Below are 24668 nucleotides of genomic sequence, written 5' to 3'. Positions count from 1 at the left end.
CGCAGAGAGACTGCATGCCGATCCCGCCGATCCGACGCATCCTGCTGTGTACCTGCCTCACCGCTGTCGCCGTGCTGGCTACCGGGACCGGTACGGCCTGGGCCGGTGCGCAGGATTTCTCGTTTGGCGTGATCAACCACGCCGCCGCCGGCGTCAAGGGCGACGAGGCGCTGCGCCAGGCGCTGGCCGAGACCGATGCCGACAACCTTGCCTTCGTGGTGGTCAACGGCATCAAGTCGCCTTCCGAAAGCTGTGATGACGCGCTCTACGCCGAACGGCATGACCTGCTCGCGCAGGCGCAGAATGGCATCTTCGTGTCGCTGGCCGGCAGCGACTGGATCACCTGCCGCGACCGTGAAAACCGCTCGGATGCCATCGAACGCCTGGCGCGCATGCGCGAGATCTTCTATGCCGGCGAGTTCTCGCTGGGGGCGAGCCGGCTGCCGATGCTGCGCCAGTCACTCACGCCCAAATTCCGCAGCTATGCCGAGAACACCCGCTGGGAAGTGGGCAACCTGCTCTTTGCCACCGTCAACCTGCCGGCGGCCAACAATCATTTCCTGCTCGACGGTGGACGCAATAACGAATTCGAGGACCGCCTCATCGCCAACCGCAACTGGCTGCAGCACCTGTTCGCCTTTGCCGCGCTGAAGAAGAGCGCGGCCATCGTCTTTTTCTGCGATGGCAATCCCTTCGGCCCGCCGCCCCGGCACTCCTTCTTCCGCACCCAGCGCGACGGCTTTGCCGAGACGCGCAAGCTGTTCACCGAACTGGCCGCAAAATTCCCGGGACGCGTGCTGGTGGTGCACGGCCAGGGCGGCAAGACCAAGACGCCCGCCCACATCCTCTGGACGGGCGGCAACCTGGGCAATGTCGGCGTGGGCGAGCGCTGGCTCAAGATCGTGGTGGATGACCATCTGCCGCAGCTGTTTGCGGTGGCCGATGCGGATGGAGAGCGGCGTTAGGCCGGATACAGAGCCGGTTAAGGGCTTTTTTCCGTTTATATGAACAAAAACGCCCGCAGAGCGGATCTGCGGGCGTTTTTTTCACATCGCCGGAAGGAATTTCCCGATTTTCAGAATTTTCCTGCGGAGGTGGTCGATCAGTTCAGCGGCTGGCTGCGGAAGTGGTCGCCGGCTTCGCCTTCATCTTCGTCATCGTGGTGGTGATGATGGCCATGGGCACCGTGCACGTGGCCGTGGGCCACTTCTTCTTCGGAGGCGGCGCGCACTTCGATCACCGACAGCTCGAAACGCAGGGCGATGCCGGCCAGCGGGTGGTTGCCATCCAGCACGGCCTTGCCGTCAGCCACTTCGGTGACGGTGAAGATGACCGACTCTTCGCTGTCGTCGTCAGGCGAACCTTCGAACTGCATGCCCACTTCCAGCGGCTGCGGCAGGCGCTCGACCGGCTCGATCTTGACCAGCTCGGAATCGTATTCGCCGAAGGCATCTTCCGGCTCGACCTGGAGGGTGGTGCTGTAGCCGGTTTCCTTGCCGTCCAGCGCTTCTTCGATCTTGGGCAGGGTGTTGTGGTAGCCGCCGTGCAGGTAGACCATCGGCTCGCTGCTTTGCTCGATCAGGTTGTTCTGGGCATCCGACAGCTTGTAGTTGACGGAAACGACGGTATTCTTCGCGATCTTCATCGTAAGGGTCCTTTGTATCGATAGTGGTGCGGGAGCGGCAGAGGCTGCGGAGGGAGTCGCGCGGGACATCTGCCACCCGGGTTGGGGCCTAAGAACCATCCCCTTGCCATTCCCGCGAGGCAAGGACGCTTTCAAAAACGGTTTCTCGACTCCGCGATTATACCTGCATCAAACTTGGTCGCCGTCAACCAAGTGCGGCCGCGCTGGCACCTCTATAATGGCGGCCATGAAAAAACTCGATCTGCTCGGCGGCATCACGCCCGCCCAATTCCTGCGTGACTACTGGCACAAGAAGCCGCTCCTGATCCGCAACGCCATCCCCGGTTTCACCGCGCCGCTGCCGCGCCAGCAGCTGTTCGACCTGGCCCGCCTGGAAGATGTCGAATCGCGCCTCATCACCCATCGCCCCGGCGGCTGGGACATGGAACACGGCCCCTTCACCAAGTTGCCGCCCTTGAAGCAAAAGGCCTGGACCCTGCTGGTGCAAGGCGTGAACCTGCACCATCCTGCTGCCGACGCCCTGCTGCGCCAGTTCCGCTTCGTTCCCGATGCACGCCTGGACGACCTGATGATCAGCTATGCCACCGATGGCGGCGGTGTCGGTCCGCACTTCGATTCCTATGATGTCTTCCTGCTGCAGGCGCACGGCCAGCGTCGCTGGCGCATCAGCGCCCAGGATGACCTGACGCTGGAAGAAGGCGTACCCCTGAAGATCCTCAGCCACTTCGAGGCTGAACAGGAATTCGTGCTGGAACCGGGCGACATGCTCTACCTGCCGCCGCAGTATGCCCATGACGGCGTGGCCATCGGCGAATGCATGACCTATTCGATCGGCTTCCGCTCGCCGGCCTACCAGGAACTGGGGGAATCCTTCCTGGAATTCATGATGGATACCATCGACCTGCCCGGCCGCTATGAAGATCCCGACCTGAAAGCCACGGCCAAGCCGGCCGAGTTGCCGCTGGACATGGTGGCGCGCATCCGTGACGAGCTCAACAAGATCCGCTTCACCGACGACGACATCACCATCTTCCTCGGCCAGCACCTGTCGGAACCCAAACACAGCGTTTTCTTCCAGGCACCGGCCCAGGAAATGTCCTTTGCTCGCTTTTTCCAGGGCGCCAAGAAACGGGGTCTGGCACTGCACCGCAAGACACGCATGCTGTACCGCGGCTCGCACGTCTTCATCAACGGTGAATCCTTCCAGGTCGGTCGCGGCGACAAGGCCATCCTGGCCCGGCTGGCCGACTCGCGTGTGCTGGAGAAATCCGACTTCGACCAGGCTTCCGAGGATCTGCTGGAAGCCTTGCATCAATGGCATGAAAGTGGCTGGCTCGAGATTGTTCGAGATTAGTGAAATATTATGGCGCGGGGTGCTCGAAATTACTTGAGAAAATCTCGGAAAGTCGCTTCCGCAAAGGCATTCCGGCCATAGTGTCATTGATGTAAGTTCTTACAAATTCTTACGAATCAACGTTGCGGCGGTGCGATTTCGAGAAAAAATAGCTATAATGATGGGCTGGAAAGTTTTCGTTGTCAGGCGTTGTTTCGGCAGCAAAAAAGAAGCAGAACCGAAGCCCGACCGTGAGGTCATACCCCGCGGCGAAAGCCTCCCAGTAGAGCGATAATTACCGGTAATTATTCATCGCACAATTTTTAAATATTGAAGGAATATTCATGAAAAAGACTCTGTTGATCGCTTCGTTGTTGGCTGTTGCTCTGGCTGCTTGCGGCAAGAAGGAAGAAGCTCCGGCACCCGCAGCTGCTCCTGCTGCTGAAGCTCCGGCCGCTGCTGCTCCGGCTGCTGATGCAAAGCCGGCTGACGCCGCTCCTGCTGCTGACGCTGCCAAGCCGGCCGACGCCGCTGCTCCGGCTGCTGACGCTGCCAAGCCTGCTGACGCTGCTCCGGCCGCTGATGCAAAGCCGGCTGAAGCTCCGGCCAAGTAATCTTCGGATTATTTTCGGAAAAAACCGGTCGCGAGACCGGTTTTTTTTCGTCCCGTTTTTTCCCCGCTGCTGCCTTTTCCTTCATTTCTCCGCGTCCTCGCATCCGCGCTCCGGATTCTTCCATCCCATCACTTCTTGATCTGGCGCAAACGCATCAGAACGCGCTGGAAACGCCTCAAAGCACGTATCCCTCATGCACCTACTGACAAGGGCCTGACAGGCCTTCCAGAGGCCGCATTTATTATCGAAGACACAATATCACCGGCAGCACGGCTCCTGCTTCCGCAGGCATTGGAAAAGAGGGTCTTCAAGCTGGATAAAAAGAGAAACAAATTGTTTCTGACACAACGCGCACAAGTGCGAATCAGCCTGACAAAGCGCTGACCACTCGCATTTGGCGATCACACCTCCAGCCAGGAAAAACCTTCCTCCTGGCAAGCAATACCGATATCGCCAAAGGTGGTCCCCAGCACGCTTTCGATGGCCGCGCGCGCCAGTTCGGGGGTGTTGTTCTGCTGGCTGAGATGGGCACCGATGACGCGTTTGAGCCGGCTCCTGTCGAGCAGGCGCAGGATCTCGGCGCTGGCGTCATTGGCCAGGTGGCCGTAATCGCCGCCGATACGGCGCTTGAGGAAAGCGGGATAGGGTGAGCGGTCCAGCATCTCGCGGTCGTGATTGCATTCCAGCAGCAGCGCGTCGCAGGCACCGAGGGCCTGGACCAGGTGCGTGGTCGGCTGTCCGGCATCGGTGAGCACGCCAAGACGGCGGTCGCCATCGCTGGCCACATACTGGATAGGCTCGCGGGCGTCGTGTGGAACGGTATAGGGAGAGAGTTCAAGATCGCCGATGGCGATCTTCTGGCCATCGGCGCAGAACCGCACGTCGACGTCATTGGCCAGCTCGGCCACTGCCTGCCAGGTACCGTAGCTGAGCCAGACAGGGATGCGATAGCGCCGTGCGAACTTGAAGACGCCGCTGACGTGATCCGAATGCTCGTGCGTGACCACGATGGCCGACACGTCGGAGGGATCGAGACCGAGACGCAGCATGCGTTTTTCGGCCTCGCGCAAAGTAAAGCCGCAGTCCAGCATGACCGTGGTCCCCGACGAGGGACGCTGGTCGCCGGCTGCGGCCGAGATCAGCAGCGCATTGCCTTCGCTGCCGCTACCGAGGCTCGCGAACTTCATCTGAGCCCCGGGTCCTGCTTACTTCAGCTGGTCGTTGAGCAGACCGAGGATCTTGTCGGAGATACCCGAGGTATCGGGACCGCCCTCGCCGTTCTGGACCACGATGTTGCTGCTGTCGGAACCGGCGCCCTTGACCACGATGCGGTACTTGGTGGCCTTCTTGTCCTTGTCCTTGGAGCTGAAGATGCGCGAGAAGAAGCCGTCATCCTTCTTGTCCTTGGCATCCTGGTCCTGGTCCACGTAGCGCACGTAGTAGATGCCCTGGCTGCGGTCGCGGTCTTCCACGGTGAAGCCCACGCGATCCAGCGCCAGGCCGACGCGGCGCCATGCGCGGTCGAAGCCTTCATCCACTTGCACGCTGGTGCCGGTAGCGGTCTTCTGCAGGCGCGAACGGGCCTGCAGCGAGGGAGCATTGGCCACGGCGGCCTTGGCCTTGGCTTCCTGGGCACCCAGGCGCACCATCAGGCGCGACAGGAATTCGGCTTCCAGGCCCGGATCGGAGGGACGTGCGGTCCATACCGAGGTTTCCTTGGCCGAGCCGGTCAGCACTTCTTCGGCGCCGCGATGGCTGATGAAGATCTCGGTGGTGCCATTGGCGCCGCGTTCCAGGCGGGTGCGGAACTTGTCGCGCTCACCGGTGGAATACAGCGAATCAAACACCTTGCCCAGCGTATTGCGAACGAAGTCTTGCGGAATCTTGGCGCGGTTTTCGGCCCAGTCGGTTTCCATCACGCCGGTCTCAGGCGACTCGATGTTGATGAGGAAACCGTTGTCCTGCCAGAAGTCCTTGATCTGCGGCCACAGTTGTTCCGGGGTCTGCTTGACCACCAGCCAGCGCTGGGAGCCGTCGCGTTCGATACGCACCGCATCGCCCTGGGTATCGGGGGCCACGGTCGCCACCTCGGTGGTCGGCTTGGTCTGCTGTTCCAGCTGATAGCCGGAGGCAGTGGCCACGCCCTTGTTGGCCTCGGGGATGGCGTAACGGTTGTCGCGCTGCAGCTGGGTCAGGTCGGGCGGCACTTCCAGGCGCGGGCCACGGGCCTTTTCGGCGCTCTTGTAATCGATACGGTCGCCTTCGAGCATGCTGCCCACGGACGAGCATCCTGCCAGTCCGGCCAGCGCCAGTGCGACGACGATACTGCGTTGGGTAAGTGTGTACGCGGAGCGGGAGACCGGACGAACGTTCTTGCTATTAGTCATATCGTTACTATTGAAAGCGGAATCGGATTTCAGGAGACCTGCGCCAAAGCGGCCAAGCCGATCAGTTTAAGACGCCGGACTCGCGCAGGGCTGCGCGCACGGTGTCGTGGTAAGCCGCGCCCAACGGTGCCAGCGGCAGACGCATGCCCGACGGGATCAGGCCCATCTCCTGCATGGCCCACTTGACCGGTACCGGGTTGGGCTCGACGAAGAGCTTGTTGTGCAGCGGTAGCAGCTGGTTGTTCAGTTCCACGGCACGGGCGATGTTGCCGCTCATGGCGGCCACGCACAGCTCGTGCATGGCGCGCGGGGCGACGTTGGCGGTCACCGAGATGTTGCCGGCACCGCCGTAGAACATCAATGCAATGGCGGTGGCGTCGTCGCCCGAATAGACCGCAAAGCTCTTGGGGGCCAGGCGAATCAGGTCGGTGCCGCGGCCGATGTTGCCGGTGGCATCCTTGACGCCCACGATGCCCTTGACCTGGGCCAGGCGCAGGATGGTCTCGTTGCTCATGTCGGCCACGGTGCGGCCGGGCACGTTGTACAGGATCACCGGCAGATCCACCGCTTCGGCGATGGTCTTGAAGTGCAGGTACATGCCTTCCTGGGTCGGGCGGTTGTAGTAGGGCACCACTTGCAGCGAGGCATCGGCACCGACCTTCTTGGCGAATTCGGTCAGCTCGATGGCTTCGGAAGTGGAATTGCCGCCGGTACCGGCGATGATGGGAATGCGTTTGGCCGTGTGCTCGACCGCGACCTTGATCAGTTCGCAGTGCTCTTCCATCGAGACGGTGGGCGATTCGCCGGTGGTGCCGACGATGACGATGCTGTCGGTTCCCTCGGCGATATGCCAGTCGATCAGCTTGCGCAGGCCATCGTAGTCGAGGCTGCCGTCCGGATGCATGGGAGTGACGATTGCAACAATGCTACCCTTGATCATGGTGTGCGTGCTTTAGTGATGGTCAAAATAAAGGCCTGATTGTAGCGGATAGACGCCTCATCAGGTCAATTTGCCGCTGCTACAGTTGAAAGCGGACGTAAAAAAAACCTGTGACCCCGCCCCCGCGAGCCCTGCGAGCGCCCTGGCGCAGCTTGCCACAGATCAATATCCCAGCCCCATGGCTTCGCGCACGTCGCGCATGGTGTCCTGGGCCAGCTTGCGGGCCTTGTCGCAGCCATCGGCGACGATGGCCCGCACCAGCGAGGGATCGTCCAGGTAGGGCTGGGCCCGCTCCAGCATCGGCTGCTGCTCCTGCAGGATGGCATCGATCACCGGCTGCTTGCACTCCAGGCAGCCGATCCCGGCCGAACGGCAGCCCTTGGCGGCCCAATCCTTCACTTCCGCGTTCGAATAGACCTGGTGGAACTGCCAGACCGGGCATTTGTCCGGATCGCCCGGATCGCTGCGGCGCACGCGCTGCGGGTCGGTCGGCATGGTCTTGACCTTCTTGGTGACCGAGGCCGCATCCTCACGCAGGGCAATGGCGTTGCCGTAGCTCTTGGACATCTTGGCGCCATCCAGCCCCGGCAGGCGCGACGCCTCGGTCAGCATGGCCTGCGGCTCGGTGAGGATGAGCTTGCGGCTGCCCTCGAGGTAGCCGAACAAACGTTCACGGTCGATCATCGACAGGTTCTGGGCATCGTCCAGCATGGCCTTGGCTTGCTCCAGGGCTTCCTCGTCGCCCTTTTCCTGGAATTGGGTACGCAGCTCCAGGTACAGCTTGGCGCGCTTGCTGCCCAGCTTCTTGGTGGCGGCCAGGGCCTTCTCTTCGAAGCCCTTTTCCTTGCCATAGAGGTGATTAAAGCGCCGCGCGATCTCGCGCATGATCTCGATGTGCGGCACCTGGTCCTCGCCCACCGGCACCTGGCTGGCGCGGTAGATCAGCACGTCGGCCGCCTGCAGCAGCGGATAGCCGAGGAAGCCATAGGTGGCCAGGTCACGGTCGGCCAGTTTTTCCTGCTGGTCCTTGTAGGTCGGCACGCGTTCCAGCCAGCCCAGCGGCGTGGCCATGGACAGCAGCAGATGCAGCTCGGCATGCTCGGGCACGCGCGACTGGATGAACAGCGTCGCCTGCGCCGGATCGACCCCGGCAGCGAGCCAGTCGACCACCATTTCCCAGGTGCTGGTCTCGATCACCGAGGGATCGTCGTAATGGGTGGTCAGTGCATGCCAGTCGGCCACGAAGAACAGGCAGGGCAATTCGGACTGCAGCTTGACCCAGTTCTTCAGGGCACCGTGATAGTGGCCCAGGTGCAGCGCGCCCGTGGGACGCATGCCGGAGACGACGCGATCAGGATACATGGCGTTTGGCGATGGTTGGCGGTTGGCGGTTCAACATGGTGGATAGCAACGATATGAACGATCAGAACAGCAAGGTAATGGGGAAGGTAATCAACTGCAGCAACTTGCCGGCCACGTACATCACGGGTGCCATCCACCAGGTGTAGATGACCTTGAGCAGCACCAGCGCCATGACGATGAAGAAGCCATAGGGCTCGATGCGGGCGAATTTATACGCCGCCTTGTGCGGCAACAGGCTGGTGAGGATGCGTCCGCCGTCCAGCGGCGGGATCGGAAACAGGTTGAAGGCGAACATCACCAGATTGGTCAGCACGCCGGCCTTGGCCATGAGCATGAAGAATTCTTCTTGCACACCGCCCAGCACCAGCGCATAGATGGCCAGCGTCCACAGCAAGGCCATGAAGAAATTGGCCGCCGGACCGGCCAGCGAGACCCAGGCCATGTCGCGCTTGGGCTTGCGCAGCTGGCCGAAATTGATCGGCACCGGCTTGGCGTAGCCGAACAGGAAATTGCCGCCAGTGGCGAAGTACAGCAGGATGGGGATGAGGATGGTACCGAAGGGATCGATGTGCTTGATGGGGTTGAGGCTCATGCGCCCCATCGAATACGCCGTGGTATCCCCGAAAAACTTGGCCGCATAGGCGTGCGCCGCCTCGTGCAAGGTGATGGCGAAGAGCACGGGCAGCGCGTATACCGCGACAGTCTGGATAAGTTCGTTCATGGGCGGGGATTTTAGCAGAGGGACAATACACTGCCCCGGAATCGGACCAGGCCTGACCGTCCGATCAGGCCCGATGGAATCAATTTCACTCAGGCAGCCTGCAAACCGAACAGACTTGCATCCCCCCTGCCCTGGCGCACCAGCACCGGTTCATTGTCATCGGTGAGGTCGATCACGGTGGTCGGTTCCAGGCTGCAGGCACCGCTGTCGATGACCAGCTCGATCTGTTTTTCCAGATGGCTGCGGATGTCGTCGGCGCTGGTCAGGGGCAGTTCCTCGTCCGGCAGGATCAGGGTCGTGCCCAGCAGGGGCTGGCCCAGCTCTTCCAGCAGCATGTGGGCGATGCGGTTTTCCGGCACGCGCAGGCCGATGGTCTTGCGCGAGGGGTGCGAGAGGCGGCGCGGCACTTCCTTGGTGGCTTCCAGGATGAAGGTGTAGGCACCGGGCGTGGCGGCCTTGAGCAGCCGGTACTGGCGGTTGTCGACCTTGGCATACTGGGCGATCTCGGAGAGGTCGCGGCACAGCAGCGTCAGGTGGTGCTTTTCATCGACGCCACGGATGCGGCGCACGCGCTCGACCGCGTCCTTGTTGTCCAGCTGGCAGACCAGCGCATAGCAGGAATCGGTGGGCAAGGCCACCAGGCCGCCCTTGTGGATGATCTGCGCCGCTTGCTTGATCAGGCGCAGTTGCGGGTTGTCGGGGTGAATCTCGAAAAACTGGCTCATGATGCGGTTTCCGTTTTCAAATCCAATGCCAAATCGTAAAAAGCACAACGGCGGTGTTGCCACCGCCGTTGTCGCTGCCCGCTGGGCTTAGCGCTGGCCGCGCAGGGCGGCGATGCGCTGTTCCAGCGGTGGGTGCGTCGAGAACAGTTCCATCATGCCGGGCTTGTCGCTGATGCCCAGGGCCGCCATGTTCTGCGGCAAGCCTTCCGGCGAAAAACCACCCAGCCGCGCCAGGGCATTGATCATCGGCTGGGGCGTACCCAACAGACGCGCCGCACCGGCATCGGCACGGAACTCGCGATGGCGCGAGAACCAGGCCACGATCAGCGAAGCACCGATGCCGAAGACGATCTGGCACACCATCACCGTCACCATGTAGCCGATGCCGGGACCGGACTCATCGTTGTTGCGGCGCAGGGCCGAATCGACGAAATAGCCGACCACCCGCGACAGGAACACCACGAAGGTATTCACCACGCCCTGGATCAGGGTCATGGTCACCATGTCGCCATTGGCGATGTGCGCCACTTCGTGACCCAGCACGGCTTCCACTTCTTCCTGCGTCATGCCCTGCAACAGCCCGGTGGACACCGCCACCAAGGCCGAATCCCGGAACGCGCCAGTAGCGAAGGCATTGGGTTCACCGTCATAGACGGCCACTTCGGGCATGCCGATACCGGCGCGCTGGGCCAGCTTGCCCACGGTCTGCAGCAGCCAGGCTTCGGTGCCGTTCATGGGCGTCTCGATCACGCGTGCGCCGGTGGACCACTTGGCCATGCTCTTGCTCATCAGCAAGGAGATGATCGAGCCCGTGAAACCGACCACCAGCGAGAACACCAGCAGCATCGGCAGGTTCAGGCCGGCGCGGGTGAGGAAGCGGTCCACGCCCAGGAGCGACAAGATGACGCTCATCACGACCAGCACGGCGATGTTGGTGGCGATAAACAGCAGGATGCGTTTCATGGGGAAAACTCCTATCGGAAAAGTGGTTATTAGATAGGAATCGGCCTGCTGATTTCAAGGGCATCCAGCCCGGGGCTGCCCCTTACAGCCCCCAGTCGTGCCACACCGGCCTGACCCCGGAGGGCAGCGGCGGCAATGCGCCCAGGTCCATGCGCGACTCGCCCGGGCCATGGAAGTCCGACCCCATCGAGGCCAGGAAGCCATAGCTGCGGGCCACCTGGGCATATTCCTGGTACTGCTCCGGCGTGTGGCTGCCGGTATTGACTTCGATGGCCGCCCCGCCCAGTTGCTTGAATTCATCGAAGAGCGCGCCGAACTGGGTCGGCGTGTACTTGTAGCGGCCCGGATGGGCGATCACCGCCACCCCGCCCGCCCCGCGGATCCAGCGCACCGATTCTTCCAGCGTGGCCCAGCGGTGCGGCACGTAGCCGGGCTTGCCTTCGGTGAGGTAGTTGGCGAAGACTTCCTTGGTATCGCAGCAGGTGCCGCATTCGACGAGATAGCGCGCAAAGTGCGTGCGCGAGATCAGGTCCGGGTTGCCCACGTGTTTCAATGCGCCCTCGTAGGCGCCGCAGATGCCGTGCCGCTCCAGCGCCTCGGCGATCTCGCGGGCGCGGCGTTCGCGGCCGTTACGGGTAGCGGCCAGGCCGTCGATCAGGGTCTGGTCGTTCTCGTTGATGCGCAAACCCACGATGTGCACCGTATGTCCGGCCCAGGTGACCGAAATTTCCACCCCTGCCACGTGCTCCATGCCCAGCGCACGGGCCGCCGCACGGGCGCGCGCCACACCGCCGACTTCATCGTGATCGGTCAGCGCCCACACGTCCACGCCGTTGGCCTTGGCGCGCGCGGCCACCTCTTCCGGCGGCAACAGGCCGTCGGAGACGTTGGAGTGGCAATGCAGATCGAACTTGAGCTCAGACATAGAAATGCGCAATGACAGTCACTCACCGGGCAGGTCGCTTGTGGCTGCCGCCGGTCAGGCCATGCTGGAGGATTGGAATGATTCCATTTTACGCGCTTGGCGCCACTCCCGCACGGCGGGGCCGTGTCAGGCCGGCTGCTGCAGGAAGGCCTCGATCAGTTGTGCCAGGCGCTCGGGCTGGTCGTGGTGCAGCATGTGGCCGGCGTCGGCGATCATTTCCACCTGCGTCCTGGGGATGCAGGCGATGCGGCGGTCGATTTCTTCACGTTTCAGCGAGGCCGGGCCGAAGAAGCGCCAGATGTCGCTGTCGATGGCTTCGATCCACAGCACCGGCGCGGTGATGCGGCTCCAGCAGGCCATCATCTCGTCAACCCGGTACAGGATGGGACTGACCTGCTTGTGCGCCGGATCGCCCAGGATCTGCCACAGTCCGCTCTCATCCTGCTGCGCCCAGTGCTGCGCCAGGAAACCGGCGCGCTCATCGGAGAGGCGCGCATTGTTCTTCTGCAGCCGCGCCGCCACTTCGTCCAGCGTCGCATAACCGCGCAGGACGGGACGATTCTTCATCTCGTCCAGCCATTGCGTGAAGCGTCCAGGCGCCTGCTCCGGCTTGGCCGTGGGCAGGCCGATGCCTTCCAGGTTGATGAGGCGTTGGATGCGCTGGGGGCGCACGCCGGCATAGAGGGTGACGGCATTGCCGCCCATGCTGTGGCCCAGCAGATTGATGGCCTCGTCACCGGCATAGTGGTCGAGAATGGCATCGAGATCGGCCAGGTAGTCGGGGAACCAGTACGACTGCGCCGGCGCGCGCTCGGTGAGGCCGAAACCGCGCCAGTCCGGGGCGATGACGTGCCATTCACCTTGCAAGGCATCGACCATGAACTGGAAGGACGCCGACATATCCATCCAGCCGTGCATCATGAAGATCTTGGGCGCCTGCGGGTCGCCCCAGTGGCGCACGTGGTAGCGCAGGCCGCGCACGTCGAGGAATTCGGAGCGGGAAGCTTTCTTGGCGATGATTGAGCGCATGGCGTTGTCGTTGTTGTATCTGCGATGAAGAATTCAGCAGCAGAGTATAGACAAAAGAGAACGATCGTGCGCGAAGCCAGGGTTTCAGGGCAGGAAGCGCCCGAGGTCGAAGGTGGAGGTATGGCCGATCTGGGCGAAGTTCTGCTCCAGCCATTCCGAGGCGCGTTCGCGGCCCTGCTGGAACAGGCTGCCGATGAAACTGGCCTGGGTATTGAGCTTGGAGAGATTGGTCAGCTGCTCCATCAGTTCATTGGCATCGATCATGTGCAGGTTGAGCTGACGCAGCCGCCGCTCCAGCGAACCGAAGGCCAGCGTCGAATTCTCGGCCTCGCGTTTGGCCAGGGCCAGTCCGCTCAGCTCGGTGAAGAAGGCCGAGCTGAAGCTGATTTCCGAAAGCCGCTGGCCGATGTCGTGGCTCGTGGTGGGCGTACCGGCACGGCGACTGGGGTGCAGCAGCACCACCATCACGTCGCGCGCGGCACAGGCGTGCAGCAGCGGAAAAATCGGCGGATTGGCCGTGAGGCCGCCATCCCAGTAGGCTTCGCCATCGATTTCGATGGGCCGGTGCAGCGAGGGCAGGCAAGCCGAGGCCAGCAGCACTTCCACCGACAGGTCGGCATTGCGGAAGATCTTCAGCGTGCCGGTGCTGACCTGGGTGGCGGCGATGAACAATTTCAGCTCGCGCTGGCGGCGCAGGCGTTCGAAATCCACCTGTTCCACCAGGATGTCGCGCAGCGGGTTGATGTCCAGCGGATTGAGTTGTGTGGGCGAGAAGAAGCGCGTCATCGCCAGCAGCGCCTGCATGCCCGGCATGGGCGCAGGATTGGCGACGACCGGCGCGCCTTCGGCATTGAGATAATCCAGCGGTGCGCCGGTGGAAAGCGCCGTCCAGAAACGCTCCAGCGCCGCGCGGGCACCATCGCGGCCATCCTGCACATAGCCCTGCGCCATCACGGCGGCATTCATGGCCCCGGCCGAGGCGCCGCTGATGCCTTCCAGGTCCAGCCGCCCATCCTCCAGCAGGCGGTCCAGCACGCCCCAGGTGAAGGCGCCATGCGAGCCTCCACCCTGCAGGGCCAGACTGACGATCTTGTTCGACATGATGTCCTTTTCGTTCGGTCGCATCGACAGGGCCTGCCGGCCGGAATGGCTGTCACGCCCGCGTCAGCACATAAGCTTATGCTGCACTGCACGATCATGGTATAACAGAAAAGGGAAGGCAAGACTGCCCGTTGGGGTGACATTTTTATGCCAACAGGCAACATCTTGCGTACCTGCACAGACATTGTAACGAGCCAATGACGGACACAGCAGAGGACACATGAAATCGATTTGCGTATATTGCGGTTCTTCCCCCGGCGCTTCCCCGGCCTATGCCGAGGCAGCGCGCAAGCTGGCCCAGGAGATGGTGAAGAACAACATCGCCCTGGTCTATGGCGGCGGCAATGTGGGCCTGATGGGCATCATCGCCAGTGAAGTCATGCGGCTGGGCGGCGAAGCCACCGGCGTCATCCCCAAGGCCTTGCTGGACAAGGAACTGGGCCACGACGGCCTGACCCGCCTGCACATCGTCAAGGATATGCACGAACGCAAGGCCATGATGGCCGAGCTGGCCGATGGCTTCATCGCCATGCCCGGCGGCATGGGCACCCTGGAAGAACTGTTCGAGGTGCTGACCTGGGCGCAGTTGGGCTTCCACTACAAGCCGATCTGCCTGTACAACGTGGAAGGCTTCTATGACAACCTGATCGCCTTCGTCAATCACCTGGTGTCGCAGCGTTTCGTGAGCACCGACCAGTCGGGGCTGATGATGCATGAAGCCAATCCGGCCATGCTGATCGAGCGCTTCCAGAACTTCAAGCCGACCTACAAGACCAAGTGGGCCGACCGCGAGGCGGTGGCCAACCTGGTGCCCTGAGCCCCGCAAAGGCTGGGTTCCGGCCGGAAGCGATTTCCCGAATTTTTACAAATTCGTTCACCTCGCTTCCATCAAAGACAACGCCCGTCCCTCTTGCGAGGCGACGGGCGTGTCTTTTTCTTCACTTCGGCCTGGAACCGCCGTAGATCAAGCCTCCAGCGCCTGGCGGAAATCACCCACCAGATCGTCCGTATCTTCCAGTCCCACCGAGACGCGGATGAGCGACTCGGCAATCCCCATGCTGGCGCGGCGTTCGGCGCCCATCTCGTAGAAGATGGTATGCGCCACCGGGATCACCAGCGTGCGGGTATCGCCCAGATTGCTCGCGGCCACGGCCAGGTTCAGGCGGTTGAGGTAATCGAAGCAGTCGATGCTGTCCTTCAGTTCAAAGGACATGAGGCTACCGAAGGAACGGAACAGCTCCTTGCTCAAGGCATGCTGCGGATGCGACTCCAGCCCCGGATAGTAGACCGCTGCCACGCGCGGATCGGCTTCCAGCATCTGCGCCAGCGCCAGCGCATTCTTGCATTCGCGTTCCTGGCGTAGGGCCATGGTCTCGGCACCGACGGCGATGTGGTGTGCCGCTTCCGGGCCCAGCGTGCCACCGAAGTCGCGCAAGCCCTTGGCGCGGATCTGGGCCATGCCCCACTGCGGGGCCGGGTTCTTCTTGTAGGCGTCGGCGATGTGCGGGTAGCGGGTCCAGTCGTATTCACCGGTATCGGTCAGCGCCCCGCCCAGCGCATTGCCGTGGCCGCCGATGGATTTGGTCAGCGAATTGACCACCAGACCAGCACCGACCGTCTTGGGACGGAACAGGTAAGGCGAGGTCATGGTGTTGTCCACCACGTAGAGGATGCCGCGCTCGCGGCAGAGCTCGCCGATGCGCTTCAGATCCGCCACCTGGGTGCGCGGGTTGGCGATGGTTTCCACGAAGACCAGGCGGGTCTGCGGGGTAATGGCGGCTTCCACGTTCTTGACATCAGTGGCATCGACCATCGAGACCTTGGCGCCTTGCGCGGCCACCGTCATCCACATGCTGTTGGTATTGCCGAACAGGAAAGCCGAGGACACCACATGATCGCCCTCGCGCAGCAAGCCCTGGACGATGGCACCGATGGCGGCCATGCCGGTGGCGAAGCAGATGGTGGACTTGCCGTCTTCCATCCTGGTGATCTTGTCTTCCAACGCCGACACCGTGGGATTGCCCTGGCGGCCATAGCGATAGCCCGGCTGCTTGCCCTGGAACACTTCGGCCAGCTGGCGTGCATCTTCATAACCGAAGGTGACGGACGTGTGGATGGGCTTGTGCAGGGAACCGTGTTCGATGCCCTTCTGGCGGTCGCTGTGGAGGATGGTGGTGGTGAAGCCGTAGGTCTTTTTATCGTTCATCGCGTGATCGGAAATGCAGGGGTGAGAGGCACACACAAGCCAGCGCGCGGCCAAAGGCAAAATGATAAGCCAGATTCCCGCCGGGCGGGTCCATGCAAAACGCCGGTGCCGCCAAAGCGGCCACCGGCGTCTTGTTCCAGCCTCTGGTCAGGCAGCGCAGATCAGTCCACGCGTGCCAGGTTCAGGTTCAGCTGCGAACGCACCACATCTTCCAGCGCCGGCTTGGGATTCTTGCGGGCGTATTCGATGCGGTCCAGGTATTCCTGGGTGATGTCGCCGGTGATGTAGTGACCGTCGAAGCAGGAGGCCTCGAACTGCTTCAGGGCCGGGTTGGCGTCGGAGATGGCGCGCTTCAGGGCTTCCACATCCTGGTACACCAGGGCATCGGCAGTGATCTCGCGGCACACTTCCTCTTCGCTGCGGCCGAAGGCAATCAGCTCGTCACGGGTCGGCATGTCGATGCCATAGACGTTGGGGAACTTCACCGGCGGCGCAGCCGAAGCGAAGATGACGTTCTTGGCGCCAGACTCGCGGGCCATCTGCACGATTTCACGGCTGGTGGTGCCGCGCACGATGGAGTCATCCACCAGCAGCACGTTCTTGCCCTTGAATTCGCTGCCGATGGCGTTGAGCTTCTGGCGCACCGACTTCTTGCGCAGCGCCTGGCCCGGCATGATGAAGGTGCGGCCGATGTAGCGGTTCTTGATGAAGCCTTCGCGGTACTCGATGCCCAGCTTGAGCGCCAGTTCCATGGCGGCCGGACGCGAGGAATCGGGAATCGGCATGACCACATCGATCTCGCCATGCTTGAACTGGCTGCGGATCTTGTCAGCCAGGAACTCGCCCATCTTCAGGCGGGTGGCGTAGACCGAGGCGCCATCGATGATCGAATCCGGACGGGCCAGATAGACGTATTCGAAGGCGCAAGGATTCAGGGTCGGGTTCTCGGCGCATTGCTGGTTGTACAGCTTGCCGTCGTTGTCGATGAAGATCGCTTCACCCGGATTGACGTCGCGCAGGAAGCGGAAGCCCATGCCTTCCAGTGCCACCGATTCGCTGGCCATCATGTATTCGATGCCCTTGTCGCTCTCGTTGAAGCCCAGGCACATCGGACGGATGCCGTACGGATCGCGGAAGCCCAACAGACCATAACCGGCGATCTGCGACACCACGGCGTAGGAGCCGCGCACGCGCTTGTGCACCATGGCCACGGCCTTGAAGAGCGCGGCCGGGTCCAGCGAGTAGCCGGTGGTGGCTTGCTGGATCTCGTGGGCCAGCACGTTCAGGAGCACTTCGGTATCGGAATCGGTGTTGATGTGGCGGCGATCGTTCTTGAACATCTCGATCTTCAACTGTTCCGCATTGGTCAGGTTGCCGTTGTGCGCCAGGATGATGCCGAAGGGGGCATTGACGTAGAACGGCTGCGCCTCTTCTTCCGAAGAAGAGCTGCCTGCAGTGGGATAGCGCACCTGGCCGATGCCGGTGTTGCCCGGCAGCGAACGCATGTTGCGGGTACGGAAGACGTCGCGCACCAGGCCGTTGGCCTTGTGCATCGAGAAACCGTTGGCGTGATTGGTTGCGATCCCCGCCGCATCCTGGCCGCGGTGCTGCAGCAGCAGCAGCGCGTCATACAGCATCTGGTTGACGGGACTATGAGAGACGATACCGACGATGCCACACATGGTGGACTCCTAACGAAAAACGAAAACGAAAATGAACCACGACTGCAACCCGGTCCAAACGATCTGATGCACTCCGCCACGGAGCCTGGTGTCAGACCGGGGTGGAAAAACTCACATGCTCGGCCAGCTTGCCCGGCAGGTAGGGCAGCACCGCTTCGGCGGCCTGCTCGACCCAGGGACTGAAGCGCGCCTGCTTCCAGAAATCCTGCTGCGGAATGGCCGTGGTACCGCACAGCAAAGCCACCGCCACCACCAGCAATACCCCGCGCGCCACGCCGAAGACACTGCCCAGCGTACGATCCAGGAAACCCAGACCGGTCGCCTTGACCAGTTCGCCCAGCGTCTTGGCCACCAGTGCCATCAGCAGGCGCGTGCCGATGAACAGCGCAATGAAGGCCACGATCAGCCGCGTCAGTTCGCCCGGCACCACATCCGGCAACATCGCCGAGAGCGCCTCGCCATAGGTATTGGCCACCACCAGCGCCACGATCCAACCGGCCAGGGACAACACCTCGCGCACCAGTCCGCGCAGGGTGCCGATGATCACCGAGCAGACCAGGATCAGCAGCACCAGGTAGTCAAATATCGTCACGATGACAACAATATGCGGCTATCTGTAGCCAAATTCAAGCAGGAACAAGGGTAGCATTCAGGCCCAGCTTCTTGATTCGGCCGCTCATGCGCTCGGCTTCCTCGCGGCTGGCAAAGGGACCGACGCGAATGCGCGTGCGTTCACCTGCCTGGGTTGCAATCTTTTGCGTGTACGAATGGATGCCGGCTGCGCTGAGCTTGTTGCGCAATTCAGTCACCTTGTCCTGGGTCGCCAGCGCAGCCACCTGGATGACGAACTTGCCACCGGCTGCGGCGGGCTTCTTTTCCGGCGCCGGAGCGGCAGCGCCCGGCTTGCCTTCCAGGATCGCCAGCGCACGCGCGGCATCGTCATCGGCGGCAGGCTTGGGCCTGGCGGCTTCCTTCTTCGGTTCTTCCTTGTGCTCGGCCACGGCGGGCTTCTTTTCCTCGGCCTTGGGGGCGGGCTTTTCGGCCGCTTTCTCTACCTGCCGCTCTACCGGCTTCTCAACGGGCTTCTCCACCACCTTGGGCGCCACCGTCGCCACGGGCGGAGTCACCGGCTGGGCCGGCGCCGGCGCTGCAGCCGGACTGGCGGGCTCAGGAGCGATGCTGGACGGTTCGACGATCTCTTCCTTCTGGTCCAGCGCCGCCTGCTTGCCAGCCACAGCAGCCGGCTGGGCCACGCCGGCAACCGGCTCATCCTTGGAGGGGATCTGGATGGCGATGTCATCGTTGAGCGGCTTGGGCTCGGAATCGAGGATCATCGGCAATACGATCACCACGGCCAGCGCCAGGGCCACCGCACCGATCAGGCGGCGGCGGGCGCGTTTCTTTTCCGGCAACAGCGGATCGGCGGCGGCATCCTTGCCGGCCTTGCTGCGGCTGCTCCGCGTGCCAGCGGCGCTGCCACTGGCGGCACTGCGGCTGCTGCGGCTGCGAATGACGGCGGATTGCTCCTCGGAACGCGAACGGAAAGACCCTTGGTCAGAAGCAGAGTCCTGCTTGTTTTTACGGAAAAACGAGAACAAGCCCATGCGGAGTCGTCTTGAATTGAACTGGAAATCGTGGAAAACCTGCCTGGCCACTCAGGCCCTGGCGCCGGGCAGGGCGGCCGGCTCCGCAACGCGGTCAGGATCAGTGCAGACCGGGACGGCGCGCCTGCATCACGCCGGCTACGGTCAGGAAGGACCCGAAAACCACAATTCTATCATTCTCCCCTGCTCTGCTTAATGCATTTGCATATGCCTCGGCCGGAGAAGTGAAGGTTTCGATGCTGCGTGCCGCGTCCCGCCTGAATTCCGGCTGCACGCCAGCCCCCAGCAGGGCTTCCCTGAGCTGTTGCGCGCTGGCCGCGCGCGGCAGCGGCAGATCGGTCACGCACCAGTGGTCGATCTTGTCCTTCAGGTGGCTGATCACGCCTTCGATGTCCTTGTCCAGCATGGAACCGAAGACCGCATAGGTGTAGGGATGGAAGCCCATGTTGTCCAGGTTCTGGGCCAGCGTGGCCGCCGCATGCGGGTTGTGCGCCACGTCCAGGATCACCAGCGGCTGGCCCGGCAGTACCTGGAAGCGGCCTGGCAACTCCACCGTGGCCAGGCCCGTGCGCACTTCCTGGGCACCGACCGGCAGCACTTCGCGCAGGGCTTCGAGCGCGGCCAGCGCGGCCGAGGCGTTGAGCAACTGGTTGGCGCCGCGCAGGCTGGGATAGGCCAGCGAATTGCGACGCATGCCACGGCCGCCATAGGCCCATTGCTGTTTGTCGCCCTGGTAGTTGAAATCGCGGCCCATGAGCCAGAGGTCGGCGCCGATCTTCTCTGCGTGGGCGATCAGCGACTTGGGCGGCACCGGGTCGCCACACACGGCCACCTTGCCGGGACGGAAGATACCGGCCTTCTCGAAACCGATCTCTTCGCGGGTCTCGCCCAGGTATTCAGTATGGTCGATGTCGATGCTGGTGACGATGGCCACATCCGCATCGACCACGTTGACCGCATCGAGCCGTCCGCCCAGGCCGACTTCGAGGATCACCACGTCGAGCCGGGCATCGGCCAGCAACTTCATGATGGCCAGGGTGGTGAATTCGAAATAGGTCAGCGAGATGTCGCCGCGCTGGGCTTCCACGGCCTCGAAGGCGGCGATCAGCTGGGCATCGCTGGCCATGTCGCCGGACAGGCGGGCACGCTCGTTGAAATGCAGGAAATGCGGCTTGATGTACAGGCCCACGCGGTAACCGGCACGCAGCAGGATGGACTCCAGCATGGAACAGGTGGAACCCTTGCCATTGGTGCCGGCCACCATGATGACAGGGCACTCGAACTGCAGATTGAGCTTCTGCTTGACCTCCAGCACGCGTTCCAGGCCCATGTCGATCTGCTTGAAGTGGCGTTGTTCCAGCAGGGCCAGCCATTCGTTCAGGGTGGCGGGAGTCGGGGAGGCTTGGGAAGTCATGGCGCGTCTCGGTCGGTGAAGCAACTGCAAAAAACGAAATACGAATTAAAAAAACAAGGCCCGGATTTGCACTTCTGCAAATCCGGGCCTGAAGTATAACGCCTATCAGGAAACCGTTTCGGCGGCCTGGTTTTGCAGCAGGGCCAGCAGACGGGCGATTTCCTCGCGCATCTTGCGGCGGTCGACGATCATGTCGATGGCGCCCTTGGTGACCAGGAATTCAGCGCGCTGGAAACCTTCGGGCAGCTTCTCGCGCACCGTGTTCTCGATCACGCGCGGGCCGGCAAAGCCGATCAGGGCCTTGGGTTCGGCCATCACCACGTCGCCCATGAAGGCAAACGAGGCCGACACGCCGCCCATGGTCGGGTCGGTCAGCACGCTGATGAAGGGCAGCTTCTTTTCCGACAGCTTGGTCAGCATGGCGGTGGTCTTGGCCATCTGCATCAGCGACAGCAGGCCTTCCTGCATGCGCGCACCGCCCGTGGCGGTGATGCAGATGAAGGGAACCTTCTGCTCCAGCGCCGCCTGGGCACCGCGCACGAAGCGCTCGCCGACCACGGAGCCCATGGAACCACCCATGAATTCGAACTCGAAGCAGGCCACCACGACCGGCAGGGTCATGATGGCGCCGCCCATGACCACCATGGCGTCGGTTTCGCCGGTGGATTCCATGGCGTCCTTCAGGCGATCGGGGTACTTCTTGCTGTCCTTGAACTTCAGGGTATCGACCGGCAGGGCTTCCTGGCCGATCTCATAGCGGCCGCCTTCGTCGAGCAGGGCATCGAGACGAGCGCGGGCGCGGATGCGCATGTGATGGCTGCACTTGGGGCAGACATGCAGATTGGATTCCAGGTCGGTACGGTAGAGCACCGCTTCGCAGGAGGGGCACTTGACCCACAAACCTTCCGGGATGGCTTTGCGGCTGGTGGAACCGCGTTGAATCTGGGGTGGCAATAACTTCTCGAGCCAGCTCATAGAGACCTCATAGATTTTTCCGGTGGCGCGCATTGTACCAGAGCCCACCGGCGACAGACGTAAAGCACGGTCATGCTTTCCGCAGAGCAAGAAAACATCTCCTGCCCGCTTGCACCATCTCAAAAAACAAAGCCCCCGGCACGTGCCGGAGGCTGTCGGCTCCCCTGCCCTGCCGGTCGGGGATCAGATGTTTCAGGCGTCCAGCGCCTGGCGGATGTCAGTCACGAAGGCTTGCACCGCTTCGCAGGCCTTGTCCTGGGGGGTGTTTTCCAGTTCGGCGATGATGCGGCTGCCGATCACGACCGCATCGGCCACGCTGCCCACAGTACGGGCGGTAGCGCCGTCACGGATGCCGAAGCCCACCGCGATGGGCAGCTTCACGTGCTGGCGGATGGCGGCGATGCGCTCGGCGACCTCGGCAGTATCGATGTGGCCGGCACCGGTGACGCCCTTCAGCGAGACGTAGTAGCAGAAACCGCTGCTGACGGCGGCCACCTGGCGAATGCGTTCTTCCGAAGAGGTCGGCGCCAGCAGGAAGATCGGGTCCATGCCCCTGGCCTGCATCTTTTGGGAGAATTCTTCACATTCCTCGGGCGGATAGTCCACCACGATGGTGCCATCCACGCCCGCTTCGCTGGCTGCAGCGATGAAGGCATCGACGCCAAAGCGCTCGATGGGGTTGGCATAGCCCATCAGCACGATGGGCGTGTGGGTGTTGGTCTTGCGGAACTCGCGCACGTAGCCCAGCACGTCATGGGTGCTGATGCCGAATTTCAGCGCACGCTCGCAGGCGCGCTGGATCACCGGGCCTTCGGCCATGGGGTCGGAGAATGGCACGCCCAGTTCGAGGATGTCGACGCCGCCGGCCACCAGCGCGTGCAGCAGCGGCACGGTCAGCTCGGGAGCCGGGTCGCCGGCCGTAATGAAGGTAATGAGCGCCTTGCGCTTCTGTTCGGCCAGTTGGGAAAAGGTGGTCTGGATTCTGGACATGATGATGTGAAGTTTTTTGTCGAATCAGCCGGCTAGCCCTGAAGGCCAGCCGGCACGTGCGGGCCAGGCCGGGGATCAGCCCTGGCGCTGTTGCACGGTATGCATGTCCTTGTCCCCACGGCCGGACAGGTTGACCAGGACGATCTGGTCCCGGGGCAAGGTAGCCGCCAGCTTGGCCGCATGGGCCAGGGCATGGCTGGACTCCAGCGCCGGGATGATGCCTTCGATGCGGCAGCAGGTATTGAAGGCGTCCAATGCCTCGTCATCGGTGATGCAGGCATAGCTGGCACGGCCGCTGTCCTTGAGCCAGGCGTGTTCCGGACCCACGCCCGGATAATCCAGGCCGGCCGAGACCGAATGGGTCTCGATGATCTGGCCATTGGCATCCTGCAACAGGTAGGTGCGGTTGCCGTGCAGCACGCCGGGCGAGCCCAGGGTCAGCGAGGCCGAGTGGCGGCCGGTGTCCAGGCCGTCGCCCGCGGCTTCCACGCCGACCAGCTTGACGTCCGGGTAGTCGATATACGGATAGAAGATGCCCATGGCATTGGAACCGCCACCGACCGCCGCCACCACGTAGTCCGGCTGGCGTGACGCGATTTCCGGCATCTGCTGGATGCACTCGTTGCCGATCACCGACTGGAAGTCGCGCACCATCATCGGATACGGATGCGGACCAGCCACCGTGCCGATGATGTAGAAGGTGGTCTCGACATTGGTGACCCAATCGCGCATGGCTTCATTGAGCGCATCCTTCAGTGTCTTGGAGCCGGACTCCACCGGCACCACCTTGGCACCCAGCAGGTTCATGCGGTAGACGTTCTGCAGCTGGCGCTTCACGTCTTCGCTACCCATGTAGACGATGCATTCCATCCCGAAGCGCGCGCAGATGGTGGCCGTGGCCACGCCGTGCTGGCCGGCGCCGGTCTCGGCGATGATGCGCTTCTTGCCCATGCGCTTGGCCAAGAGCGCCTGGCCGATCACGTTGTTGATCTTGTGGGCGCCGGTGTGGTTCAGGTCTTCACGCTTGAAGTAGATCTGCGCCCCGCCAGCCAGCTCGGACCAGCGCTTGGCGTGGTACACCGGGCTGGGACGGCCGACGAAATGCTTCAGTTCGGTATGGAATTCGGCGAGGAATTGTTCATCGTGCTGGTAGCGAGCATAGGCCTCGCGCAGCTCGTTGAGCGCCAGGGTCAGCGTTTCGGACACGAAGCTGCCGCCGTAGGGGCCGAAGTGGCCACGGGCGTCGGGCAGGTTGTAGTGGGCCGTCTGATGCAGGGCGGCGGCGGGAATGGCTTGACGCTCGGCAAAGCTGCCGAGGGGATTCAATTCTTTCATGATGTTCCTCTGAAACTCTTTGGGGGTGTGCTACGCGGCGGTAGCATCCGCCAGACGCACGGCCTGGATGAAGGCCTCGATCCTGGCGGCATCCTTGATGCCCTTGGCGGCTTCCACACCACTGCTGATGTCGACCGCATACGGGCGAACGCCGGCCACCGCCTCAGTGACGTTGTGTACGCTCAAGCCACCACTCAAAACGGCCCGAGGCGCGAGTTCTTTTGGAATGAGAGACCAATCGAAAACCTTTCCGCTGCCGCCATACTCCTCGACCAGGGTGTCGAGCAGCAGTCCGGTAAAAAACGGACTGGCAGAGCGATATGCCTGCTCGTATTCTAGCAAATCCGCGGGCTGCGTCGAACTTCCTATTCTGGCCGCGCGTATGAAGGGTCTGACAACGGCGGCGGCGATGGCGGCACACTGCCCTGGCGTTTCGTCGCCATGGAACTGCAGCACCGTCAGCGGCGCCTGCGCCAGCACCTGCTGCACCTCTTCCAGGCTCGGATTGACGAACAGGCCGACGATGCTCACGAACGGCGGCACCGCACGCGCCAGCTCACCGGCGCGCTGCGGCGTCACGTAGCGCGGACTCTTGGGGTAGAACACCAGGCCCAGCGCATCGGCGCCGGCGGCCACGGCGGCGCCGACGTCCTCTTCACGGGTCAGGCCGCAGATCTTGATGCGGGTACGGTGCGTCATGAATAGGGTCTCTCTGCA

Annotated in this window: 24 protein-coding genes; 4 read left to right on the top strand and 20 right to left on the bottom strand. The window is 62.7% G+C overall.

The window, feature by feature from the left end:
- The first annotated feature begins 14 nt into the window (after positions 1–14).
- Complete coding sequence (locus ACVC5H_RS08780) at positions 15–965, top strand: hypothetical protein (protein ID WP_489621953.1); 951 nt, start codon at positions 15–17, stop codon at positions 963–965.
- Positions 966–1102: 137 nt separating this feature from the next.
- Here ACVC5H_RS08780 and ACVC5H_RS08775 read toward each other — a convergent pair whose 3' ends face one another.
- Complete coding sequence (locus tag ACVC5H_RS08775) at positions 1103–1645, bottom strand: FKBP-type peptidyl-prolyl cis-trans isomerase (RefSeq protein ID WP_489621952.1); 543 nt, start codon at positions 1643–1645, stop codon at positions 1103–1105.
- Between the two features lie 226 nt (positions 1646–1871).
- On the opposite strand from ACVC5H_RS08775, the gene ACVC5H_RS08770 reads away from it, so the two are divergent.
- Both ACVC5H_RS08770 and ACVC5H_RS08765 read left to right on the top strand, forming a co-directional pair.
- A complete protein-coding gene (locus ACVC5H_RS08770) occupies positions 1872–2999 on the top strand; it encodes a JmjC domain-containing protein (RefSeq protein ID WP_489621951.1) in 1128 nt (375 codons plus the stop codon).
- Positions 3000–3322: 323 nt separating this feature from the next.
- Positions 3323–3592 carry a hypothetical protein gene (locus ACVC5H_RS08765; protein ID WP_489621950.1) on the top strand — a complete coding sequence of 90 codons (270 nt, stop codon included), beginning with the start codon at positions 3323–3325 and terminating at the stop codon, positions 3590–3592.
- 401 nt (positions 3593–3993) lie between these two features.
- Here the strand turns inward: ACVC5H_RS08765 and ACVC5H_RS08760 are convergent, their stop codons facing one another.
- The 10 genes from ACVC5H_RS08760 to ACVC5H_RS08715 form a co-directional block, all read right to left on the bottom strand.
- Positions 3994–4779, bottom strand: a complete 786-nt coding sequence (locus tag ACVC5H_RS08760) for an MBL fold metallo-hydrolase (RefSeq protein WP_489621949.1) — start codon at positions 4777–4779, stop codon at positions 3994–3996.
- Positions 4780–4797: 18 nt separating this feature from the next.
- Complete coding sequence (bamC, locus tag ACVC5H_RS08755) at positions 4798–5979, bottom strand: NlpB/DapX family lipoprotein (protein WP_489621948.1); 1182 nt, start codon at positions 5977–5979, stop codon at positions 4798–4800.
- Between the two features lie 61 nt (positions 5980–6040).
- The gene (dapA, locus tag ACVC5H_RS08750) at positions 6041–6919 is read right to left on the bottom strand and encodes a 4-hydroxy-tetrahydrodipicolinate synthase (protein ID WP_489621947.1); all 879 of its coding nucleotides are present in this window, start codon (positions 6917–6919) and stop codon (positions 6041–6043) included.
- A gap of 162 nt (positions 6920–7081) precedes the next feature.
- The gene (locus ACVC5H_RS08745; RefSeq protein ID WP_489621946.1) at positions 7082–8281 is read right to left on the bottom strand and encodes a tryptophan--tRNA ligase; all 1200 of its coding nucleotides are present in this window, start codon (positions 8279–8281) and stop codon (positions 7082–7084) included.
- A 61-nt stretch (positions 8282–8342) separates the two neighbouring features.
- Complete coding sequence (locus ACVC5H_RS08740) at positions 8343–9002, bottom strand: site-2 protease family protein (protein WP_489621945.1); 660 nt, start codon at positions 9000–9002, stop codon at positions 8343–8345.
- An 89-nt stretch (positions 9003–9091) separates the two neighbouring features.
- A complete protein-coding gene (locus ACVC5H_RS08735; RefSeq protein ID WP_489621944.1) occupies positions 9092–9727 on the bottom strand; it encodes an L-threonylcarbamoyladenylate synthase in 636 nt (211 codons plus the stop codon).
- Between the two features lie 87 nt (positions 9728–9814).
- Complete coding sequence (gene htpX / locus ACVC5H_RS08730; RefSeq protein WP_489621943.1) at positions 9815–10690, bottom strand: protease HtpX; 876 nt, start codon at positions 10688–10690, stop codon at positions 9815–9817.
- Positions 10691–10772: 82 nt separating this feature from the next.
- A complete protein-coding gene (locus ACVC5H_RS08725; protein WP_489621942.1) occupies positions 10773–11615 on the bottom strand; it encodes a 3',5'-nucleoside bisphosphate phosphatase in 843 nt (280 codons plus the stop codon).
- Between the two features lie 126 nt (positions 11616–11741).
- The gene (locus ACVC5H_RS08720; protein WP_489621941.1) at positions 11742–12644 is read right to left on the bottom strand and encodes an alpha/beta fold hydrolase; all 903 of its coding nucleotides are present in this window, start codon (positions 12642–12644) and stop codon (positions 11742–11744) included.
- An 84-nt stretch (positions 12645–12728) separates the two neighbouring features.
- On the bottom strand, positions 12729–13745 hold the full coding sequence (locus ACVC5H_RS08715) for a patatin-like phospholipase family protein (RefSeq protein WP_489621940.1): 1017 nt from the start codon (positions 13743–13745) through the stop codon (positions 12729–12731).
- Between the two features lie 220 nt (positions 13746–13965).
- Between ACVC5H_RS08715 and ACVC5H_RS08710 the strand changes: the two genes are divergently transcribed.
- A complete protein-coding gene (locus ACVC5H_RS08710) occupies positions 13966–14562 on the top strand; it encodes an LOG family protein (RefSeq protein ID WP_489621939.1) in 597 nt (198 codons plus the stop codon).
- Positions 14563–14709: 147 nt separating this feature from the next.
- Here ACVC5H_RS08710 and ACVC5H_RS08705 read toward each other — a convergent pair whose 3' ends face one another.
- The 9 genes from ACVC5H_RS08705 to ACVC5H_RS08665 all read right to left on the bottom strand — a co-directional run bounded on the left by ACVC5H_RS08705 (position 14710) and on the right by ACVC5H_RS08665 (position 24650).
- Positions 14710–15951, bottom strand: coding sequence for a cystathionine gamma-synthase family protein (locus ACVC5H_RS08705; RefSeq protein ID WP_489621938.1), 1242 nt, complete (start codon positions 15949–15951; stop codon positions 14710–14712).
- Between the two features lie 161 nt (positions 15952–16112).
- Entirely contained in the window at positions 16113–17633 is a 1521-nt protein-coding gene (gene purF / locus ACVC5H_RS08700) for an amidophosphoribosyltransferase (RefSeq protein WP_489621937.1), read from the bottom strand.
- A gap of 91 nt (positions 17634–17724) precedes the next feature.
- Entirely contained in the window at positions 17725–18225 is a 501-nt protein-coding gene (locus ACVC5H_RS08695) for a CvpA family protein (RefSeq protein ID WP_489621936.1), read from the bottom strand.
- Between the two features lie 34 nt (positions 18226–18259).
- Positions 18260–19237 carry an SPOR domain-containing protein gene (locus ACVC5H_RS08690; RefSeq protein WP_489621935.1) on the bottom strand — a complete coding sequence of 326 codons (978 nt, stop codon included), beginning with the start codon at positions 19235–19237 and terminating at the stop codon, positions 18260–18262.
- 100 nt (positions 19238–19337) lie between these two features.
- Positions 19338–20651, bottom strand: coding sequence for a bifunctional tetrahydrofolate synthase/dihydrofolate synthase (gene folC, locus ACVC5H_RS08685; RefSeq protein ID WP_489621934.1), 1314 nt, complete (start codon positions 20649–20651; stop codon positions 19338–19340).
- 105 nt (positions 20652–20756) lie between these two features.
- Positions 20757–21626, bottom strand: coding sequence for an acetyl-CoA carboxylase, carboxyltransferase subunit beta (gene accD / locus ACVC5H_RS08680; protein ID WP_338715864.1), 870 nt, complete (start codon positions 21624–21626; stop codon positions 20757–20759).
- A gap of 192 nt (positions 21627–21818) precedes the next feature.
- Positions 21819–22616 carry a tryptophan synthase subunit alpha gene (gene trpA / locus ACVC5H_RS08675; RefSeq protein WP_489621933.1) on the bottom strand — a complete coding sequence of 266 codons (798 nt, stop codon included), beginning with the start codon at positions 22614–22616 and terminating at the stop codon, positions 21819–21821.
- 75 nt (positions 22617–22691) lie between these two features.
- Complete coding sequence (trpB, locus tag ACVC5H_RS08670) at positions 22692–23951, bottom strand: tryptophan synthase subunit beta (RefSeq protein ID WP_489621932.1); 1260 nt, start codon at positions 23949–23951, stop codon at positions 22692–22694.
- A gap of 30 nt (positions 23952–23981) precedes the next feature.
- Positions 23982–24650 (bottom strand): phosphoribosylanthranilate isomerase, encoded by a 669-nt coding sequence (locus ACVC5H_RS08665; RefSeq protein WP_489621931.1) that lies wholly within the window; start codon positions 24648–24650, stop codon positions 23982–23984.
- Positions 24651–24668: the final 18 nt, after the last annotated feature.

It is taken from the genome of Herbaspirillum sp. Her3 (assembly GCF_057961275.1).
This window is presented reverse-complemented; position numbering and strand designations above follow the sequence as displayed.

Bases quoted from the DNA above. Each gene is read 5' to 3' on its own strand.
- ACVC5H_RS08780 (WP_489621953.1), top strand. From the start codon at position 15: ATGCCGATCCCGCCGATCCGACGCATCCTGCTGTGTACCTGCCTCACC.
- ACVC5H_RS08775 (WP_489621952.1), bottom strand. From the start codon at position 1,645: ATGAAGATCGCGAAGAATACCGTCGTTTCCGTCAACTACAAGCTGTCG.
- ACVC5H_RS08770 (WP_489621951.1), top strand. From the start codon at position 1,872: ATGAAAAAACTCGATCTGCTCGGCGGCATCACGCCCGCCCAATTCCTG.
- ACVC5H_RS08765 (WP_489621950.1), top strand. From the start codon at position 3,323: ATGAAAAAGACTCTGTTGATCGCTTCGTTGTTGGCTGTTGCTCTGGCT.
- ACVC5H_RS08760 (WP_489621949.1), bottom strand. From the start codon at position 4,779: ATGAAGTTCGCGAGCCTCGGTAGCGGCAGCGAAGGCAATGCGCTGCTG.
- bamC (WP_489621948.1), bottom strand. From the start codon at position 5,979: ATGACTAATAGCAAGAACGTTCGTCCGGTCTCCCGCTCCGCGTACACA.
- dapA (WP_489621947.1), bottom strand. From the start codon at position 6,919: ATGATCAAGGGTAGCATTGTTGCAATCGTCACTCCCATGCATCCGGAC.
- ACVC5H_RS08745 (WP_489621946.1), bottom strand. From the start codon at position 8,281: ATGTATCCTGATCGCGTCGTCTCCGGCATGCGTCCCACGGGCGCGCTG.
- ACVC5H_RS08740 (WP_489621945.1), bottom strand. From the start codon at position 9,002: ATGAACGAACTTATCCAGACTGTCGCGGTATACGCGCTGCCCGTGCTC.
- ACVC5H_RS08735 (WP_489621944.1), bottom strand. From the start codon at position 9,727: ATGAGCCAGTTTTTCGAGATTCACCCCGACAACCCGCAACTGCGCCTG.
- htpX (WP_489621943.1), bottom strand. From the start codon at position 10,690: ATGAAACGCATCCTGCTGTTTATCGCCACCAACATCGCCGTGCTGGTC.
- ACVC5H_RS08725 (WP_489621942.1), bottom strand. From the start codon at position 11,615: ATGTCTGAGCTCAAGTTCGATCTGCATTGCCACTCCAACGTCTCCGAC.
- ACVC5H_RS08720 (WP_489621941.1), bottom strand. From the start codon at position 12,644: ATGCGCTCAATCATCGCCAAGAAAGCTTCCCGCTCCGAATTCCTCGAC.
- ACVC5H_RS08715 (WP_489621940.1), bottom strand. From the start codon at position 13,745: ATGTCGAACAAGATCGTCAGTCTGGCCCTGCAGGGTGGAGGCTCGCAT.
- ACVC5H_RS08710 (WP_489621939.1), top strand. From the start codon at position 13,966: ATGAAATCGATTTGCGTATATTGCGGTTCTTCCCCCGGCGCTTCCCCG.
- ACVC5H_RS08705 (WP_489621938.1), bottom strand. From the start codon at position 15,951: ATGAACGATAAAAAGACCTACGGCTTCACCACCACCATCCTCCACAGC.
- purF (WP_489621937.1), bottom strand. From the start codon at position 17,633: ATGTGTGGCATCGTCGGTATCGTCTCTCATAGTCCCGTCAACCAGATG.
- ACVC5H_RS08690 (WP_489621935.1), bottom strand. From the start codon at position 19,237: ATGGGCTTGTTCTCGTTTTTCCGTAAAAACAAGCAGGACTCTGCTTCT.
- folC (WP_489621934.1), bottom strand. From the start codon at position 20,651: ATGACTTCCCAAGCCTCCCCGACTCCCGCCACCCTGAACGAATGGCTG.
- accD (WP_338715864.1), bottom strand. From the start codon at position 21,626: ATGAGCTGGCTCGAGAAGTTATTGCCACCCCAGATTCAACGCGGTTCC.
- trpA (WP_489621933.1), bottom strand. From the start codon at position 22,616: ATGTCCAGAATCCAGACCACCTTTTCCCAACTGGCCGAACAGAAGCGC.
- trpB (WP_489621932.1), bottom strand. From the start codon at position 23,951: ATGAAAGAATTGAATCCCCTCGGCAGCTTTGCCGAGCGTCAAGCCATT.
- ACVC5H_RS08665 (WP_489621931.1), bottom strand. From the start codon at position 24,650: ATGACGCACCGTACCCGCATCAAGATCTGCGGCCTGACCCGTGAAGAG.